Annotated in this window: 11 protein-coding genes; all 11 read left to right on the forward strand. The window is 47.2% G+C overall.

The genetic code is table 11. The annotated features are described in order from the left end of the window. Nucleotides 1-34 precede the first annotated feature (34 nt). Nucleotides 35-922, forward strand: coding sequence for a rhodanese-like domain-containing protein (locus DESDE_RS06905; RefSeq protein ID WP_014793327.1), 888 nt, complete (start codon nucleotides 35-37; stop codon nucleotides 920-922). A gap of 240 nt (nucleotides 923-1,162) precedes the next feature. After that, nucleotides 1,163-3,430, forward strand: a complete 2,268-nt coding sequence (gene pcrA, locus DESDE_RS06910) for a DNA helicase PcrA (protein ID WP_014793328.1) — start codon at nucleotides 1,163-1,165, stop codon at nucleotides 3,428-3,430. A 78-nt stretch (nucleotides 3,431-3,508) separates the two neighbouring features. Then, nucleotides 3,509-5,143, forward strand: coding sequence for a putative manganese-dependent inorganic diphosphatase (locus DESDE_RS06915; RefSeq protein WP_014793329.1), 1,635 nt, complete (start codon nucleotides 3,509-3,511; stop codon nucleotides 5,141-5,143). Between the two features lie 800 nt (nucleotides 5,144-5,943). Next, nucleotides 5,944-7,923, forward strand: a complete 1,980-nt coding sequence (gene ligA, locus DESDE_RS06920; protein WP_014793330.1) for an NAD-dependent DNA ligase LigA — start codon at nucleotides 5,944-5,946, stop codon at nucleotides 7,921-7,923. Nucleotides 7,924-8,040: 117 nt separating this feature from the next. Further along, nucleotides 8,041-8,325 (forward strand): Asp-tRNA(Asn)/Glu-tRNA(Gln) amidotransferase subunit GatC, encoded by a 285-nt coding sequence (gatC, locus tag DESDE_RS06925; RefSeq protein WP_014793331.1) that lies wholly within the window; start codon nucleotides 8,041-8,043, stop codon nucleotides 8,323-8,325. A gap of 37 nt (nucleotides 8,326-8,362) precedes the next feature. Then, entirely contained in the window at nucleotides 8,363-9,838 is a 1,476-nt protein-coding gene (gene gatA, locus DESDE_RS06930; RefSeq protein WP_014793332.1) for an Asp-tRNA(Asn)/Glu-tRNA(Gln) amidotransferase subunit GatA, read from the forward strand. Next, nucleotides 9,838-11,292: an Asp-tRNA(Asn)/Glu-tRNA(Gln) amidotransferase subunit GatB gene (gatB, locus tag DESDE_RS06935; RefSeq protein WP_014793333.1), complete on the forward strand. Its 1,455-nt coding sequence runs from the start codon at nucleotides 9,838-9,840 to the stop codon at nucleotides 11,290-11,292. The genes gatA and gatB overlap by 1 nt, the downstream gene beginning before the upstream one ends. Before the next feature lie 255 nt (nucleotides 11,293-11,547). Further along, nucleotides 11,548-12,369 (forward strand): methyl-accepting chemotaxis protein, encoded by an 822-nt coding sequence (locus DESDE_RS22720; RefSeq protein WP_014793334.1) that lies wholly within the window; start codon nucleotides 11,548-11,550, stop codon nucleotides 12,367-12,369. A 164-nt stretch (nucleotides 12,370-12,533) separates the two neighbouring features. Further along, nucleotides 12,534-13,676: a homocitrate synthase gene (gene nifV, locus DESDE_RS06945; RefSeq protein ID WP_014793335.1), complete on the forward strand. Its 1,143-nt coding sequence runs from the start codon at nucleotides 12,534-12,536 to the stop codon at nucleotides 13,674-13,676. 37 nt (nucleotides 13,677-13,713) lie between these two features. After that, the gene (locus DESDE_RS06950) at nucleotides 13,714-14,925 is read left to right on the forward strand and encodes an NADP-dependent isocitrate dehydrogenase (protein ID WP_014793336.1); all 1,212 of its coding nucleotides are present in this window, start codon (nucleotides 13,714-13,716) and stop codon (nucleotides 14,923-14,925) included. Nucleotides 14,926-15,022: 97 nt separating this feature from the next. Continuing rightward, entirely contained in the window at nucleotides 15,023-16,303 is a 1,281-nt protein-coding gene (larAH10, locus tag DESDE_RS06955; protein ID WP_014793337.1) for an NPN-dependent 2-hydroxyacid racemase, LarAH10 family, read from the forward strand. The last annotated feature ends 19 nt before the right edge of the window (nucleotides 16,304-16,322 follow it).

Consider the following 16,322-nt stretch of genomic DNA (forward strand, 5'->3'; position numbering starts at 1 on the left):
CGAGTCGGTTTAAATAATAAAAGGGGGAAAAAGAATGTTTAAACAATCAAAAGCCTTTACTCTGGTTATCTCTCTTCTACTTGTTCTCAGTCTCATTACAGGTTGCGGATCCGCGACCGCTACCACCACACCTGCTCAACCGCCTTCAAGTCAAGAACCGGCTAAACCGGAAACTCCTGCTCAACCTGAACAACCGGCTGCAGCTGCTCCTACAGTAGAGTCCAACACCTTAGGCTGGGATGATTGGTCAGCCAAAATGAAAGGCACCATTAACAAAGATTACTATATCGTAGACTTAAGAACTCCCGATGAAATCAAACTGGAGAAAGCCTTAGAAGGATCAATCAATATTGATGCTAATGCAACCCTTGGCACAGGAAATACCGATGTTATCGACGAAAAACTGCAAGGTGTATCCAAAGATACAGTCATCCTTGTCCATTGTAAATCCGGTGGAAGAGCTAAAAAGAATCTTCAAGCTTTCTTGGACAAAGGTTATGTCAATACTTTTGCCCTTGACGGATGGACTGCTTTTGATGCCAAAGGCTATTTTGGTGCCACTAAAATAACCGCCAGCTCTGAGCAACTTAAGCCTGATGCTTGGGTAGCGAAAATGCAAGGAACTATTGGTAAAGACTATTATGTCCTCGATGCCCGTGATAAGAGTGAATATGATGCCGGACATATTGAAGGCGCATTGAATTTCGGTGTCAGAGATCAATTCACTGTGGATCATGCCGCAACCATCGCCAAAGTGAAGGAAGCCATTCCTAACAAAGATGCTTTAGTCCTGGTTCATTGCGCAGTAGGCGCCCGTGCGAAAGTGGCTCAGGCTCATCTGAAAGCTGAAGGCTATACCAATGTGGTAACATTGGACAATAAGATTACTATTGATGCCAGCGGAAACTATAAGTTTGAATAATTTGAGGTTGTTATTTTGCCAGCGTTGCTCATGGGCATATCAACCGCATCATCCCTCTAGACGATGACGATGTAATATCACTTTCCCACAATCACAACCCTAGATGAGCAATGTCATGGCTTAAACAGGCCGCCGTTTTACTACGGTGGCTTGTTTTGTTATGAAATCTAAAGGAAAGTCTTAAACAAGCTCCCCTTCCTATGATATAATAAAAAGTCGAATAGTGAGGTGGAGTAAGAAATGTATCGTTTAGAGGATTTGAACCCGGTTCAGCGCCAAGCGGTAGAGCATCGTGAAGGCCCCTTATTAATATTAGCGGGGGCAGGATCCGGAAAAACACGGGTTTTAACGTATCGTATAGCGCATTTAATCGCCCAAGGCGTTGAACCATGGAATATTCTGGCCATTACCTTTACCAATAAAGCAGCTCAGGAAATGCGTGAGCGGGTCTATAGCTTGGTGGGCAGTGAAGGAAGAGGGCTTTGGGTAGCGACCTTTCACTCCGCTTGCGTTCGGATATTAAGAAGCGAGATCGGCTATCTGCCCGGATATTCGCGGAGCTTTGTCATTTATGATAGTGGGGATCAGTTGGCCGTAATCAAGTCTTGCATGAAAGAACTGAACCTGGATGAGAAGAAATTCGCGCCTCGGGCCATCGAATCTGTGATTAGTGATGCGAAGAATAAGCTGCTTACGCCGGAAGATTTTTCCCGCAGAGCTACAGATTACTTCGAGCAAAAGGCCGAACGGGTCTATGAGCTGTATCAAAAGAAGCTCCTGGCTAATAATGCGCTGGATTTCGATGACATCATCATGCTGACGGTTCGGTTATTCCGAGAAAATCCTGAGGTGCTGTCCCAGTATCAAGATAAATTTCGTTACATCCTTGTGGATGAGTATCAGGATACCAACCATGCTCAATACGCTTTGGTCAATCTTCTGGCTAAGAAATACCGCAACCTTTGTGTGGTAGGAGATGATGACCAATCCATTTACATGTTTCGTGGGGCAGATGTTCAGAATATCCTGGATTTTGAACGGGATTATCCTGAAGCCAAAACTTTGAAACTCGAGCAGAATTACCGTTCAACCAAATCTATTCTGCAGGCTGCCAACTCGGTGGTTCAGAATAATACGGAGCGGAAAGAAAAGTCCTTGTGGACGGAAAATGAGGATGGACAGCCCATAGTCTATTATGTGGCAGACAATGAGCATGATGAAGCCCGCTATATTGCCGAGCGTATTCAACGCTTGCTTAATGTGGAAGGCCGCAAGTTCAATGATTTTGCCGTGCTCTACCGTACCAATGCTCAATCCCGGGTCATAGAAGAGCGCTTTATGAAGGAAGGAATCCCTTATCGGATTTTTTCAGGACTTAAATTCTATGAGCGCATGGAAATCAAGGATATCCTGGCTTATCTGCGGATCCTCCATAATCCGGCGGATCAAGTGAGCTTTTCCCGCGTTTTAAATGTTCCGAAGCGGGGATTAGGGGAGAGTACTTTAGAAAAGATTCTTGACTATGCTAATGAACAGGAAATGCCTGTTCTGGATGCTATCATGGAAGCAGACTATATCCCTGAACTTCAGTCCCGGGCTAAGAAGCCTTTGCTGGCCTTTGCCCACCTTATGCAAGAGCTTAAGGCCTTAGCTGTTGCAGAGAGCTCAGTAACTAAATTGGTCGAAGAAGTATTAAAGCGTACCGGATATTGGGATAATCTGGTTAGTGATAAATCGCCGGAAGCGGAAGCCCGACTGGAAAACCTTCGCGAATTCTTATCCGTGACTGCAGAGTATGATGAGAAAGCGGATAATTATGAAAACGTGGTTGCACAGGAGGGGATTGAAGAAGCTCTTGTTCCCGGATTGGCAGGATTTTTGGAACAAGTATCCTTAGTAGCCCAGATCGACTCCTTAGATCAGGGAGACGATGCTGTGGTTATGATGACCATCCACAGTGCTAAAGGGCTGGAATTCCCTGTGGTTTTCTTAGGAGGAATGGAGGAGGGGATCTTCCCCAGCAGCCGCTCCATGCTTGACCCGGTACTTTTGGCAGAAGAACGGAGACTTTGCTATGTGGCCATAACCCGTGCCCGGGAACGTCTCTACCTGGCCTATGCACAGCAGCGGATGCTTTATGGAAGAACTCAATACAATCGCCCTTCGGAGTTCTTTCAAGAAATTCCCACCCATATCCTCGTGGATCGGGATCCTATCGATCCCCCGCCAGTCCGGGCCCAGAAGCCTCGCTCCTCTATGGCAAGCGTAGGAACGACCCCGGCAGGGGGGCCATCACCTTGGAGAACTGGGGAGAGAACCATTGGTAATCCTATACAAGATGCCCCTGGGGTAGATTATAAAGTGGGAGAAAAAGTGGAGCATGCCAAATTTGGCAAGGGCGTGATTGTGGCCATCAAAGGAGAAGGAAACTCTGCTGAACTTTCTGTGGTTTTTGGGGGCGAAATCAAAAAGCTAATAGCGGAATATGCTAGACTTGTTAAGCTTTGATTGGGAATGCTTATAGATCTTCTCCGGGCTATTCTCTAAGAGAATCCGATATAATTAATTAAGAAAGGATAGAACAACGTGCCAAAAAAAATCCATGTAGTAGGTCATCGAAACCCGGATACCGATTCTATTTGCGCAGCTATTGCCTATGCTCGCTTAAAGCAACGTCTTGGTATGGGCAATGTTATTCCTTATCGGGCTGGAAAAATCAATCGTGAGACAGAATTCGTATTAAATGCTTTCGGAGTGGAGGCTCCGGAATTTTTGAAGGATCTTCATCTCCGAGTTAAAGATATGCTTAATGGTCCTATTCCTACCGTTAAACCAAGAACTTCTCTTCTGGAAGCTTGGAAGATCATGAAGGAGAATAACCAAAAGACACTTCCTGTGGTGGATCATACCGACCAAATGATCGGGATGATCACGGTGGGTGATTTATCCGGTTCCTATATTGAGAGCATGGCGGATCATGAGTTGGAATCTCTTCATATACCGGTGAAAAACGTAATACGAACACTGGACGGACGATTATTGGTAGGCAGTGAAGAGCAGGACCTCAAAGGGAATGTTTATGTGGGGGCCATGCGCCATGAGACATTAGAGGCCTATGTGGGTAACGGTAATATTGTATTGATGGGAGATCGGCAGACAGCACAGGAGAGCGTTCTCCGTCAGGGCGTATCGGCCTTGATCCTTACAGGGGGCGCCACCTTAGCACCGGAGCTGGAGGGCTTAGCCCGTCAGCAGAATTGTGTGGTCATCTCCGTACCCTATGATACCTTTACGGCAGCCCGGCTTCTGCCTATGACCGCCCCAGTGCAAAATGCCATGCAGACAGAGGGAATTATCTCTTTTAATGAAGATGATCTTATCTCAGAAGTCAAAGAGAAGATGCTGGAAACCCGTTTTCGCAATTACCCTGTCCTAGATGAGCAGGGAAAGGTCGTCGGATTAATCAGCCGCTATCATCTTCTGAGCTTAAGTCGGAAAAAAGTAATTCTCGTGGATCATAATGAATTTGGGCAAGCTGTGGTGGGAACGGATCAAGCCCAGATTCTTGAGGTGGTAGATCACCATCGGGTGGGTGGTATCCAAACCGGAGAGCCGATTTTATTCCGCAATGAGCCTGTAGGTTCTACTTGTACGATAGTAGCAAAATGCTATCGGGATTGGGACATTGTTCCTGAGAAAGCTATAGCCGGAATCATGCTGGGAGCTATTTTATCCGACACAGTCATCTTTAAATCTCCCACCTGTACAGAGATTGATAAGGAGAATGCTACCTACCTGGCAAAAATCGCCGGAGTAGATCCCAAGGAATTTGGAGTGCAAATGTTCAAGGCGGCTTCAAATCTCAGGGAACGGCAAGTGGATGAATTGATCGAAGAAGATCTCAAAGAATTTACTATGGGAGATCTCCGGATCGGAATCGGTCAATTCAGCGTCATGGGGCTTGAAGGGCTGGATCAATTGCGTGTCGAATTATCTCAAAGGCTTGAAGAGATTCGCGGTCAGCGAGCTATGAATTACCTTATGTTGATGGTGACCGATCTGCTGGAGGAAAACACGGAATTGTTCATCAGCGGTGCCAAACCTGAGGAAATAGCCAAGGCCTTTGATAAACCCTTGGACAAAGGAGGTATCTTCCTGCCTGGAGTACTGTCACGGAAGAAACAGGTGGTTCCCCCCTTGTCTAAATATTTCCTTCAATAGCGTCTCCCGAAGAATTGAGTTCCCTTAACGGGTTAGACTATAGATGGCGTTGTGAGGGTAACCCACAGCGCCTCTCCTGTAAATGGCTCGGCACGAATGCCAACTTTGAAAAGGCCTGAAAGCCAGTTCTCCAGGATTTTGCTTTCGGCGTTCACTCCATAAGCTGTGCGGAGCAATCTAATCGCTCAAGACCTCCGCTACGTCGGGTGCACCTGCGCCGCTAAGTAATCTCTGTGGCGTGGCGGCTTGGGCGAAACCCTCACCCGGGTTTCGTGGCTAAATCGGCTCCTCGAAAGCACTGCTTTCGCACTTGTTCTCATAGCCGGTTGGAAACGTCCTGTTTCCAACCCGACTCCGCTGCAGTCTTTTCGCGAAGATTGCTGACCTGCTCGCTTAGAATCCGTTCTCTGCCTTAAAGCAAAATCCTTTGGCTGCTTTTCGGGCTTGGGCAGGCAGATGTAGGATAAAGTTATACGACCCAGATGACACTTTTCATTCTTGGCCGGTGCCGCTCCGCGGCATGGCCAGCTACCGGAAAATAGACCCGGGAAAGACAATCTTAAGGACCCGTAAGCGTAGCTTTACGCACAAGAGTGAACGATTTTAGCGGAAGGGCGGCCGGGTTAACGAGGCTTTCTTAATGTAGCGGAGCCACCGGTTCACATCGGGTACTACCCAGGGGTTTGGCGGAGCTGTTGAGAGAGCGAGTTGACCAGCCTTGGAGCTACTGAGAGAACGTTGTGCGTAAAGCTACCTGACCCGGATCTCCTTAGTTTTATATGTTTAGGAGGGAAATTTTTATGTCCGATGTATCACAAAGAATCAAGGCCTTACGTGAGCAAATCGAGGAAGCTAATTATCAATATTATGGTTTGGATCAGCCGACCTTAAGTGATGCAGAGTATGACACACTCATTCTGGAGTTGATTCGTCTGGAGGAAGAACACCCGGAATTCCTGACTTCCGATTCCCCATCTCAGCGGGTCGGAGGATATATTGCCAAGGAATTTCCCAAAGTTCGTCATGCTGAAGCCCTCCTTAGTTTGGATAATGCTTTTAATGCAGGAGATCTTCTGGAATTTGACCGCAGGGTTCGTTCGATGGTAGCCGAAGTGGAGTATGTAGTGGAGCTCAAAATTGACGGTTTGACCGTCGCTTTAACCTATGAAGATGGGGTTTTGGTTCGTGGTGCTACTCGTGGCGATGGTGAAGTCGGTGAAGAAATTACAGCCAATGTGAAGACCATACCCGCTATTCCCTTGCGACTTCGTAAATCGGGCGGCCGCCTTGATGTGCGGGGAGAGGGATATATGCCTAAAGGCTCGTTTTTACGACTTAACCAAGAGCGCGAAGATGCTGGACAGCCTCTCTTTGCTAACCCTCGCAATGCGGCAGCCGGTTCTTTACGTCAGCTTGACTCCAAGATTACGGCTCAGCGCAAATTAGGGTATTTTGCTTATCAAGTCCTGACTCCCGAAGGGGCGGAGCTGGCTTCCCAGTCTGCCGTACTGGATTATCTGAAGGAACAGGGGTTCTCGGTTAATCCGGAGTATAGGGTCTTTACAGCTATTGAAGATGTCATTACCTATTGTGAGGAAGTGGTCGGGAAACGTCATAACTATCCTTATGATATTGACGGACTGGTGATTAAGGTCAATGATATCGCCCAGCAGCGGGAGCTGGGCTTCACTGCCAAAAGCCCTCGTTGGGCCATAGCTTATAAATTTCCTGCGGAGCAAGTGGAAACCGTTGTAGAGGATATTGTGATTCGAGTGGGGCGGACAGGTGTACTTACTCCCACAGCCAATTTGACTCCGGTCTTTGTCGCAGGATCCACGGTGAGCCGGGCCACGCTTCACAACCTGGATAATATCCGAACCAAGGATGTCCGCATAGGGGACCGTGTCTTGATTCAAAAGGCCGGGGATGTGATCCCTGAAGTGGTGAAAACTCTGCCGGAAAAGAGAACAGGCAGTGAGCGAATCTTTGAGATGCCCCAGACCTGCCCTGAGTGCCAAAGTCCGGTCATTCGGGAAGAAGGGGAGGCAGCTCATCGCTGTACCAGTATCACCTGTCCGGCCCGGCAGCGGGAAGCCATCATTCATTTTGTATCCCGGGATGCGATGAATATTGATGGGTTGGGACCGGCGGTCATTTATCAGCTTTTGGAGGCTGGACTGATTAAGGACGCCGCAGATCTCTATGCTTTGGAATATGATCCCCTGGTCCAATTGGAGCGGATGGGTAAAAAATCTGCCGAGAATCTGCTCAAGGCTATCGAAGACAGCAAAGAACGAGGATTGGCTTCCCTCATTTTCGGTCTGGGAATTCGCCATGTGGGGGAAAAGGCCGGCAAGATCTTAGCTCAAAAATACGGAACCATGGAAGAGCTGGAGAGAGCTGGGGTAGAGGAATTGCAGGAGATTCCGGATGTGGGTCCTGCCATGGCTCAAAGCGTCGCTCAATTTTTCCAGCAGGAAAGTACGCACCACTTCCTGGATAAGCTGCGTCAAGCAGGTGTAAACATGAGGGCTCAACGCTCTGCGAAACCCCAGATTTTCGCCGGAAAAAGCATCGTGGTGACAGGGTCTTTAGAGCGCTGGGATCGTCAATATGTAGAAACTATGATCGAAGAGTTCGGAGGCAAGGCTGCCAGCAGTGTCAGCAAGAAAACCGCCTTTGTGGTCGCCGGAGAAAAAGCGGGTTCAAAACTCATCAAGGCAAAAGAATTGGGGATTCCAGTTTTAACTGAAGAGGAGTTTGTTAAGCTGTTGCCCTAGGACGTTAATTCCAATTCAAAAAATGGTTGTTTATCCACAAAAATGTTGTAATATACACTTTGGGGTTATACTATAAGCTCTCATATTTCATTATTTGTACATGGGATGGTGAACGAAATGAAAATCTCTCGCGAAGAAGTAGAACATGTGGCCTTGCTTGCTCGATTGGAATTGACGGAGGAAGAATTAATGACCAATACAGAGCAATTGAACTCTATTCTGGACTATGCAGTTATGCTGGAAAAGTTGAATACGGACGATATCAGACCTACGGCTCACGCAGTTCCTTTGCATAATGTGCTGCGGGAGGATCTGGTTAAGCCCTCCATGGACCGTGAAAAAGTACTCGCCAATGCGCCTGATGCAAAAGAGGGTTTCTTTAAAGTCCCACGGATTGTTTAATATTGAAATTTAGTGTAGCAAAGGAGAAAGGAACTTCATGGAAATGACAGGGCTAACCATTGGCGAACTGCATGAGCTATTAGAAAGCAGGGCAATCAGTACAACTGAGCTTACCCAAGGTTTTTTGGATAGAATTGAAGCTGTAGATCCTGATATTAGAGCATTTATCACGGTTACTAAAAAAGAGGCACTTTCCCAAGCGAAGACTGTGGATGAAAAATTAGCCCGGGGAGAGAAGCTTGGAGTTTTAGAGGGAATTCCGATGGCTCTGAAAGATAATCTTTGCACAGATGGAATTCGCACAACCTGTTCCTCTAAAATCCTGGAGAACTTTATTCCGCCCTATAATGCTGCCGTGGCTGAGAAGCTGAATGATTCTGGAGCCATTCTCTTAGGAAAGCTCAATATGGATGAGTTTGCCATGGGCTCTTCTACTGAGAACTCCGGATTTTTCGCCACCCGTAATCCCTGGGATTTGGAACGGGTACCTGGAGGTTCTTCGGGAGGCTCTGTGGCTTCTGTAGCCGCAGACCAAGCAGTCTACTCCTTAGGCTCGGACACAGGGGGATCGATTCGTCAACCGGCAGCTTTCTGCGGTGTCGTGGGCTTAAAGCCTACCTATGGGGTAGTGTCTCGCTACGGGCTTATTGCCTATGCTTCTTCCCTGGATCAAATCGGACCGGTGACGAAAACTGTCCGCGATAATGCTTTAGTGCTCAATGCTATTGCAGGGCATGATCCTAAAGATTCCACTTCAGTGCCATTTGAGAAACCAGATTATACTCAATTTTTAACCGAAGATATTCGGGGCTTAAGAATCGGTGTGCCTAAGGAGTACTTTGGGCAGGGGATGGATCCCCATGTCGAAGAGGTCATTCGGGAAGCCCTTCGCACCTATGAAAGTCTGGGAGCTATCGTTGAAGAATGCTCCTTACCGCATACAGAATATGCTATGCCGGCTTATTATTTGATTGCTACGGCAGAAGCCAGCTCCAACTTAGCCCGTTATGATGGGGTTCGCTATGGACATCGGGCCGAATCGGCGGAAGATGTCATAGGGATGTTCTGCAAAACCCGGGCAGAAGGTTTCGGATCAGAAGTTAAGCGCCGGATCATGCTGGGCACCTATGCCTTAAGTGCCGGGTATTATGACGCCTATTATCTGAAGGCTCAAAAGGTAAGGACCCTAATCGTTCAGGACTTTCAACAGGCTTTTGATAAGTTTGATGTGCTCCTTTCACCTACAGCGCCTACTCCAGCTTTCCGCATCGGGGAGAAATCCGGAGATCCTCTCACCATGTATCTATCCGATGTATGTACTGTCCCCATTAATTTAGCCGGAATCCCGGCCCTATCCATTCCGGCAGGCTTTGTGGATGGATTGCCGGTGGGTATGCAGCTGATGGGGAAACATTTTGCTGAAGGAATTCTTTATAAGACAGCCTACGCCTACGAGAAAAACACCGCCTTCCATACCAGGAAACCAAGCTTAAGCAAAGGAGGGGCGCGGTAATGAGTATCTTTGAACGTTATGAAATGGTCTGCGGAGTGGAAGTCCATGTTGAGCTGGCTACTAAGACCAAGATCTTTTGCAACTGCTCCACCGAGTTTGGGGGAGAGCAAAATACCCATGTCTGTCCCGTTTGTCTGGGGTTGCCTGGGGTACTGCCGGTCCTCAATCGTGAAGTGGTCAATCTGGCCATCAAAGCTGGTCTGGCTTTACATTGCGAGATTGCCGACTTTTCTAAATTCGATCGTAAAAATTACTTTTATCCAGATGCACCGAAGAATTTTCAGACATCCCAGTATGATCTGCCTATCTGCAAAAAGGGCTGGTTGGAATTCGAAGTGGGCGGAGAAAAAAAACAGGTGGGAATAACCCGCGCCCATATGGAAGATGATGCCGGAAAGCTGGTTCATAGCGGTGCCACCATTTCCACCTCCGATGAGTCGTTTGTTGATTACAACCGGACCGGAGTGCCTCTCTTGGAGATTGTATCGGAACCGGATATGCGTTCTATTTCCGAAGTGGTGAGCTTCTTGGAAGAATTGGTGCGGACCATTCAATACACCGAAGTCTCCGACTGCCGGATGGAACAAGGTTCGGTCCGCTTTGATATTAATGTGTCCTTGCGTCCGCACGGGCAGAAGGAGTTTGGCATCCGGACCGAAACGAAGAATCTCAATTCCTTCAGCTCTGTACGGCGCTGCCTGGAATATGAGACTGAGCGCCAAGCCCGACTTTTAGATCAGGGGAAAAGCATCATTCAGGAAACCCGGACATGGGATGAGGGAAAAGGAGTCACCCTTTCCTTGCGTTCAAAAGAGGAGGCCCATGATTACCGCTATTTCCCTGAGCCGGATCTGGTGCCCCTGGTTATCGAGAGGGAGTGGGTGGAGGAAATTCGCCAGACCCTTCCGGAAATGCCCGCTGCACGTCGGGAACGTTATAAGTCTTTAGGATTGACGGAGTATGATGCAGGAGTACTTACTTTGTCTAAGGCGATATCGGACTTTTTTGATGAAGCTCTGAAGAATTATGAAGATGCCAAGACCTTGGCGAATTGGGTCATGGTGGAGTTCGCCCGCCTCCTCAATGCGAAACAAATCAGTGTGGAAGAATCCCCCGTTCGGCCATCTCAACTGGCTGAGCTCCTGACTCTGATTGAGAAAGGAGCTATCAGCGGTAAGATCGGCAAAACTGTGATTGAAGAAATGTTTGAATCTGGGAAGGATCCGCAAGTCATTGTTCAAGAGAAGGGCTTGGCACAAATCAGCGATACAGATGCCTTACTGAAACTGGTAGATGAAGTGATTGCCGCTCATCCTCAATCGGTGGAAGACTATAAAGCCGGTAAGGAGAGAGCCATGGGCTTCCTTGTCGGTCAGATGATGAAAGCCACCAAAGGCCAGGCTAACCCCGGTGTGGTCAATACCCTGCTCAAGGAACAGCTAGCGAAGGTTTAAGAGTAGAATTTAGAGAATTGTTGATCGATAAAGCTTTCTTTCCAGACATTTGGGAAGAAAGCTTTTTTATGCAAGAAGTTATTTAATTTGAAGTTTCAAAATAATTAATCAATGAGAAGATTGTTTCCTTTGTAAAACCATAGTAAAATGGTGGTGATTTTAAATAGTACTTGGTAATTGATCTAAGATTGCAAAGGCCTATTATGACGTCAAAGCTGTCGAAGTGGTTCACTTTCGAAGTCTGGAGGAAAGAAGATGGAAGTATTGAAAGGGCAGGAAGCGCTGCAGGCTCTGATTGGCGTTTTGCCTCATATCGTTAAGTCTCTACCTGAAGATATGGCGTTATATGTCACGGATGGCGAAAACTACTTACAAGTTGCGGAAGGTCCCGATTTACAGATTGGCATCACTGTGGGGAGCAAGGTATGGGGAAAAGCCACGGAAAAGTGCATGAAGGAGAAAAGAAAAACATCCTTTAATGTTCGTGACGGCATGCCATTTAAAGGGGTGAACATCCCGATTCTCGATGAAAATAAAAATCCCGTAGGTACCATATTATGTGCTACAGGCCGAAAAAAGCAGCAGGATGTCTATCAAGTGGCTGAGCAATTAGCAGATACTTTGGACCAAATGGCTGAGGCGATGAATGAGATTGCCAGTGGGGCAGCAAGGCTGGCAGAAGTCGGGCAAGCACTTACAGAAAAGGCACAATTATCCGATAAGAAAATTAGCGAAACAGAAGTCATCATCAATTCGATCAAATCCATATCCAATCAGACCAATTTGCTGGGATTAAATGCGGCGATCGAGTCCGCGAGGGCCGGAGAGTATGGACGCGGGTTTGGTGTAGTCGCACAGGAAATCCGCAAATTAGCTGATGAGAGTAAACATTCAACAGAGCAGGTCAGGGTCATCATTGAGGCGATTTCATCTGCAGTAAAGAATATGATCCTATCCGCCGAGGAGTCTGGAGCGATCTCCCAGCAGCAAGCGGCTGCGATTCAGGAAAATACAGCAACGATCGATGAGCTGCGCAATGTAGGGTTAAAATTAAAGGACTTCGCAGCAAAGTTATAAGCAATCGGGCTTCCTTTCTGGAGTATAATCTGAAAGGAAGTTTTGTTTTAGTTATTCGACAAAGTATACAGTATTTGTTGGGGTAAATAGTTCACAAATTTCTAGATTGTGTTAGTATTAAGGTCGATGAATATTTGCTAAAAATGCAAGGAGCTGAAATAGTCGTGGAAGAAAGAACATTAACCATCGTGGACACGACATTGCGGGATGGAGAACAGACTGCAGGAGTAGTATTTTCTAATCAGGAAAAACTGATGATTGCCCGGATGCTGAATGATCTCGGTGTCCATCAGATTGAAGCTGGGGTTCCGGTCATGGGTGGAGATGAGCAAAAGGCCATCCGTGATATTGTTAAGATGAACTTGAAGGCCAGTATTATGGGATGGAACCGGGCTGTGATAGCGGACATTGAAAAATCTATGGATTGTGGATGCGATGCTGTTGCTATATCGATTTCTACTTCGGACATTCATATCGAACATAAGCTGATGACCACGCGGGAAGATGTGCTGGCAAGAATGGTTAAGGCCACCGAATTTGCCAAGAAAAATGGGCTTTATATATCAGTGAATGCTGAGGATGCCTCCCGTTCCGATATGGATTTTCTCCTGGAATTTGCCCGTCTGGCCAAAGAGGCGGGGGCAGACCGGCTCCGCTATTGTGATACGGTGGGGATTCTTGAGCCTTTCACGACGTTTGAACGAATTACAAAGATAAAAGAAACCATCGATATTGATATAGAGATGCATACTCACAATGACTTTGGTATGGCAACCGCCAACGCTCTAGCCGGGGTAAAAGCGGGGGCCAGCCATATTGGGGTAACTGTCAACGGTTTGGGAGAGCGGGCCGGCAATGCAGCCCTAGAGGAAGTTGTCATGGCGCTGAAGTATTTGGCAGGAGTCGATCTGAAGTTTGCCACAGGGCGTTTTGTAGAGGTCTCAGAATTTGTGGCGAGAGCATCAGGACGTTCTGTTCCTGCTTGGAAGGCCATCGTGGGCAGTAACATGTTTGCTCATGAGTCAGGGATCCACGCGGATGGAGCGTTGAAGAACCCCCTCACCTACGAAGTGTTTAAACCGGAGGAAGTAGGCTTAGAGCGTCAGATTGTTATTGGTAAACACTCGGGAACTGCCGCCATCAAAGCTAAGTTCCGGAATGAATACGGTAAAGAGATTACGGATGAAGAAGCCGATGAGCTTCTTGCCCGGGTAAGAGCTTTTGCTGTGGATATGAAGCGCTCCCTCTTTGATAAGGAGCTTATGTATATTTACGAAGATTTGCTTAGGGAAAAAGGAGATCATTAACCTAACCCATAAGTAATTTTAATATAAGGAGGAAGCCATGACTAAAATTCAAATGAATGTCCCCTTGGTGGAGATGGACGGAGATGAAATGACCCGGATTATCTGGGACTATATCAAGGAAATCCTGCTTCATCCCTACATTGAATTGAAGACTGAGTATTATGATCTGGGACTGCAGAAACGGGACGAAACCGATGACCAGATCACCATTGATGCAGCTTTGGCCACCAAGAAATATGGGGTAGCGGTTAAATGTGCTACGATTACACCCAATGCACAGCGGGTGGAAGAATACAATCTAAAGCAAATGTGGAAGAGTCCCAACGGAACCATCCGGGCCCTTCTCGATGGAACGGTCTTTCGTGCTCCCGTTCTTGTGGAAGGCATCAAGCCCTTAGTCACCACTTGGAAGAAACCCATTACCATCGCTCGTCATGCCTATGGAGATATCTATAGAAATGTGGAGTATCGGGTAGGTGGTCCAGGCAAGGCTGAGCTTGTTTTCTCAGGTGAACATGGGGAAGAATCGCGTCAGACCATCTATGACTTTGAAGGTAAGGGAATCCTGATGGGAATGCATAACCTTGATCATTCCATTGAGAGTTTTGCCCGGGCTTGTTTTAATTACGCACTGGATGTCAATCAGGATCTTTGGTTTTCTACCAAAGACACCATCTCCAAGCAATACGATCATACCTTTAAGGATATCTTCCAGGAAATCTATGACAAGGAATATAAGGAACGCTTTGACGAGGCTCAATTGGAATATTTCTACACCCTCATTGACGATGCCGTCGCCCGAGTCATCCGCTCAGAAGGCGGGTACATCTGGGCTTGTAAGAATTATGATGGGGATGTGATGTCGGACATGGTGGCCACGGCCTTTGGAAGTCTGGCCATGATGACCTCCGTCCTGGTTTCCCCGGAGGGATATTTCGAATATGAAGCGGCCCATGGTACCGTCACTCGTCACTATTACAAGCATCTCCAAGGGGAAGAGACATCAACGAATCCCATCGCCACTATTTTTGCCTGGACGGGCGCCCTTAAAAAGCGTGGAGAGTTGGATGATTTGAAGGATTTGGTTGATTTTGCCAGACAATTAGAGGAAGCCTCCTTAAAGACCATAGAAGCTGGAATTATGACCAAAGATCTGGCACTGATCTCTGAGTTGCCCAATATAAAAACTGTAAACACAAAAAGTTTCCTCGAAGAGATTAAGAAAACTCTTGATACTATCCGCTCATAGGAAAAGAGGGAAGGTTCCCATATCTCACCGAGATATGGGGCCTTTCCCTTATCGCGGCTTATTTGAATCAGTATATGGTGCATAGGGAGGGAAACTTATGAAAAAGGAATATCGGTTTAAATACGGTGAAGGGTATCAGGAGTTTCTACTCAATCCGCAGAATGTCATCCAGGAGCTCCAGGCCAAAGATATTCAGCCTTTAGAGGATGTGGTGAAGGAAATCGAGAGGGTTCTCGATACTCCCATCGCCTCTCCGTCTTTCAATACCTTGTTTAAGGCAGGGGATCAGGTTACGATTGTCGTCAGTGATATCACACGTCTGGTAAAGCTTCATGAATATCTGCCCACGGTTGTGAATCGATTGAATACCTTAGGCATTCCGGATAAGGATATCCTTATCCTAACGGCTACCGGAACTCACCGGGGACAAACTCCTGAGGAGAAAAAGAAGATTGTCGGAGAGGAGGTGTATTCACGAATTGAGGTGGTGGATCATGACTGCGACCATTCCGAAATGGTACATGTGGGAACAACTCCTCGGGGCACGGAAGTGGTTGTCAACCGCTTCGTTGTGGACCGGAAGGTGATTCTCACCGGAGGAATTGTTCATCACCTGATGGCCGGCTTCGGCGGTGGGCGCAAGTCCATTCTTCCAGGGGTAGCAAGCCGGAAGACCATTGCTCAAAACCATTTGCATTCCTTGGATCCCAATGCAGAGCAGTCCAATCCATTGATCGGGGTAGGAGCACTTATCGATAACCCTTTGCATGAAGATATGGTCGATGCGACACGCTTTGTCAATCCTGAATTCCTCATTAATACCATTATCCATACGGATGGCCGGATTGCTAAATTTGTGGCCGGACACTGGCTAAAAGCTTGGGAAGAAGGCTGTACATGGGCTGATGAGAATTATGGAGTACCGATTGAGAAGAAGGCTGATCTCGTCATTGCCAGCTGTGGGGGTTTCCCTAAAGATATTTCTCTCTATCAGAGTACCAAAACCTTATTTAATGCGGCTCTTGCCGTCAAGCCCGGCGGTACGATTCTTATTCTGGCTGAGTGCCGGGAAGGGGCCGGCGCAGATGAGTTTTTCGGATGGAATGAGCCCCTTAAGGAAAAAGTCCTTGATCCAGAGCTGCGCAAGAACTTTACCATTCCTGGATATATCTTCTATGCCGCAGTGGAATCAGCCCGTAAGGCAAAAGTCATTCTCTACTCGGAGATTGAGCCGAAGTTGGTCAAACCCATGGGAGTAATCGGGGTCAATTCATTTCAAGAGGCCATACAATTGGCTCAAATTGATCAGGAAAAACAAGATGTAATTTTAATGCCCTATGGGGGGGCAACCATACCTTTGTACCAAAAGGGTAACTAATTGTAGTATAAAAAGTGAA

This window comes from Desulfitobacterium dehalogenans ATCC 51507 (assembly GCF_000243155.2).
GTDB lineage: Bacteria > Bacillota > Desulfitobacteriia > Desulfitobacteriales > Desulfitobacteriaceae > Desulfitobacterium > Desulfitobacterium dehalogenans.

Bases quoted from the DNA above. Each gene is read 5' to 3' on its own strand.
- DESDE_RS06905 (WP_014793327.1), top strand. From the start codon at position 35: ATGTTTAAACAATCAAAAGCCTTTACTCTGGTTATCTCTCTTCTACTT.
- pcrA (WP_014793328.1), top strand. From the start codon at position 1,163: ATGTATCGTTTAGAGGATTTGAACCCGGTTCAGCGCCAAGCGGTAGAG.
- ligA (WP_014793330.1), top strand. From the start codon at position 5,944: ATGTCCGATGTATCACAAAGAATCAAGGCCTTACGTGAGCAAATCGAG.
- gatC (WP_014793331.1), top strand. From the start codon at position 8,041: ATGAAAATCTCTCGCGAAGAAGTAGAACATGTGGCCTTGCTTGCTCGA.
- gatA (WP_014793332.1), top strand. From the start codon at position 8,363: ATGGAAATGACAGGGCTAACCATTGGCGAACTGCATGAGCTATTAGAA.
- gatB (WP_014793333.1), top strand. From the start codon at position 9,838: ATGAGTATCTTTGAACGTTATGAAATGGTCTGCGGAGTGGAAGTCCAT.
- DESDE_RS22720 (WP_014793334.1), top strand. From the start codon at position 11,548: ATGGAAGTATTGAAAGGGCAGGAAGCGCTGCAGGCTCTGATTGGCGTT.
- DESDE_RS06950 (WP_014793336.1), top strand. From the start codon at position 13,714: ATGACTAAAATTCAAATGAATGTCCCCTTGGTGGAGATGGACGGAGAT.
- larAH10 (WP_014793337.1), top strand. From the start codon at position 15,023: ATGAAAAAGGAATATCGGTTTAAATACGGTGAAGGGTATCAGGAGTTT.